The following is a 2,922-nucleotide window of genomic DNA, read 5'->3' as shown; positions in this document are numbered from 1 at the left end:
AACCAGAACAAACGATCGATCGTTTGTGTGTTCAGTTGTAAATCTTTAATTCAACTTATATAGAAATATATTCGTAACTTTTTACTAGGTCTAACCCGCTGGCAGCGACCATCATCGGTACTGCTACGATAAAAGAGAAATCCGCCGCCGTTTTGTGATCTGTACCAACTAAAAGCCCTCCGGAAATAGTAGATCCCGAGCGTGAAAATCCCGGCCATAAGGCAAGGCATTGAAACAATCCAATTGCAAATGCTTGCTTATAGCTTAGTTGATCTAACGACAATGTTGATGGCATCCCTTTTTTCCTTTCAGCAAAAATCATCAGTAAGCCGCCAGCTATAAGCCCAATCAATACTGTATATGGGGAGAATAAATACTTTTTTATTAAATCATGAACAAGCAATCCTAAAATGACGGCTGGCAACATCGCAAGAATAATATGTAATAAGTTTAACGAAGAAGATTCGTAGATATTGATTGAACGCCAATTAACTAATTTCAATAAACGCTCCCAATACACGACAACGACAGCCAGAATCGAACCAAGTTGAATAACAATTTCAAATGTTTTCGCTACATCGCCTGTAAAATTGAGTAAATGCCCCATTAAAATTAAATGTCCTGTTGACGAAACAGGCAGAAATTCGGTCAAACCTTCGACAAGACCTAGAGCGATAGCTTTTAGTACATCAATCATCTTAACAATTTCAACTCCGTTCTAATAAAGTGTTATTCCGAAATATCTCTACATAACATTAACGCATCCCGTATTTAGAGCAGGATTTGCTACCCTAAAAATTCATCCGATATAACAGCAAATTTATGTTTATTTTGAAATAAAAAGATGATGAACGTATTTAGTTACGTGGTGCCCATAGCATGATTGAAATACCAACTAAACAAATAATTGCACCAATCCAATCATATGTATCAGGAGTCTTTTTATCAATCACCCATCCCCATAACACTGAAAGAATAATAAAGACTCCCCCATATGCCGCATAAACTCTTCCGAAAGAAGGAAAGCTTTGGAATGTCGGTATAATCCCATATACGATTAAAATCATACTACCAATTAGTCCATACCAATACGGTTTCCCTTCTCGTAACCATAACCAGACAAGATAACCCCCGCCTATTTCAGCCAATCCCGCAAAAATAAATAAAATGAAGGCGTAGACGATCTCAATCACTCCTTTTGAAATAATGCCTATTACAACATACCAAGGACTCTTTATAAAAATCAATGACATTTCATAAATGTAACGGATTTTTAATATAAAGATATTACTTGAAAATACTCGAATCAATAAAGTTATATGGGATGGGAGAAAAAATTTAGTTTGAACCCACAAAAAACCGTACAGATGCATTTCTGTACGGTTATAAAAAATTTATCTAATTTTTTTCTTAATGACTGCCATGCCCCTCTCCACTCTCTGGAACAATTTCAAGCTTTTCATCAATAACCCCTTGTGTTTGATACGAAATCAGTTTTTCTGTTCCGGATAAATAAGCATGATTATACGGTCCTACAGTTGGATCGTTTTCAAACGTTGGTTTTAAGGTAGCCATAAGCTCATAAACTTCTGGGGTAAGTTCGCCATTCTCCAGCCAAATAAGTGGCGCATGTTTTCCCAAATGTGAAAAAGGCGCTGCTGCTAATGCCATTTCAGGAGATTTGGTCGAAACAAATGATAAACCGTGTCCCGGATTGTTTAATCCCCAACCAAATCCTGTTTTCTTATCTTTAAAAGTCGCAAATGCAACAGACTGTTGAGTTGGAGTATCTCCTGAAATTCGTGTAACCTTTCCAAATTCTTTTAACTTCTCTTCGACTTCCTTTGATATTATGGACTGAGGACCTAAAATGTAGATATTCGCTTTTCCTTTTCTTTTTTTCAATGCTTCTTCTGTTTGTTTCGGAATTTTATTTTGACTAACGTATAAAATCGGTTCTTCCATATGAGCAATCCAATTGGCCGCAGGAATCGTATAAAGTTTTGCTTTTTCCTCAAAAGAACCAATGATGACACTCTCTGGTAGTTTACCTGCTACTTCAGCATACAATTGATCAATTTTTTGTGCTAATGCTGCATAATCGGTTTCATTAATTTGTTGAACTTTATAACGTTTTAGTTTATCCAACTCTTGTTTCGGCAAGTTACCGATAACAAAAATTTGTGTACCGTCTTTAATCCCAAGTGGATTTAAACGTTGAATTTCATTCAACACTTGATTTGGAATTGTATTGTTTTTTGTAAATAAAATAGGTCCGTTATTTGGATGATGAATAAGATCAGCTGCAGCCAATGTTGCTTGCCAATTTTCAAGGGGAGCTAGGATAATCCCATTTGGTTGATTTTCTTTATGAGTAGCCGGCCATATCGTTTGTGATACTAATACCGAAAGTTCAACTGGATCATCAGTATTCAAACGAGTAACGTTTTTTGTTGACAATGTAAGAAGATTTTTACTCGCTTCTTCATTATATACGCTCGGTTCTTGAACACCTATAACTGTGTTTTCCTTGTCATTGCTTGCTCCATTCGTTTGACTACTTCCATGCTGACTATGATCCATTGATTGGTCTGCTTTTTTTGGATCATTTCCATCTTGTGCGCTACAACCTACCGCAATAATTGTAGACGCAAAAAGTGTAATTAACATTTTGAAAATTTTTTTTGTGTTCATCTAGCCACATCCTCCTTGATCACTATTATTTCCAGCGATTAAACTGTTAAAAAATACTTTTTTAAAGACTCTTAAGCTTTTTTCAACATACCGTATATTTCTACTTTTTTTATATTATCTTGAATTTGTGCAGAATTTATGGATTTTATTTAATTCCTAAATCCGTGACAAAACATCTTTACAATGGTCGCAAACCGTTGATACGATAAGGGAAAACGACGTTGACGA

2 protein-coding genes and 1 pseudogene are annotated in these 2,922 nt (G+C 35.6%); all 3 read right to left on the bottom strand.

Annotated elements, in window-relative coordinates:
- Positions 1–61 precede the first annotated feature (61 nt).
- Positions 62–697: pseudogene (locus BM213_RS14185) on the bottom strand (undecaprenyl-diphosphate phosphatase); the annotation flags it as partial.
- A 160-nt stretch (positions 698–857) separates the two neighbouring features.
- A complete protein-coding gene (locus tag BM213_RS14180) occupies positions 858–1,184 on the bottom strand; it encodes a YnfA family protein (RefSeq protein WP_208601929.1) in 327 nt (108 codons plus the stop codon).
- A 226-nt stretch (positions 1,185–1,410) separates the two neighbouring features.
- A complete protein-coding gene (locus tag BM213_RS14175) occupies positions 1,411–2,694 on the bottom strand; it encodes a cell wall-binding repeat-containing protein (RefSeq protein ID WP_425265939.1) in 1,284 nt (427 codons plus the stop codon).
- Between the last annotated feature and the right edge of the window lie 228 nt (positions 2,695–2,922).

The sequence above is a fragment of the Anoxybacillus pushchinoensis genome (genome assembly GCF_900111795.1).
In the GTDB taxonomy this organism is placed as follows: Bacteria; Bacillota; Bacilli; order Bacillales; family Anoxybacillaceae; genus Anoxybacillus; species Anoxybacillus pushchinoensis.
Note: the sequence above shows the minus strand (reverse complement) of the source record. Positions and strands in the feature narration are given on the sequence as shown.

Bases quoted from the DNA above. Each gene is read 5' to 3' on its own strand.
- BM213_RS14175 (WP_425265939.1), bottom strand. From the start codon at position 2,694: ATGAACACAAAAAAAATTTTCAAAATGTTAATTACACTTTTTGCGTCT.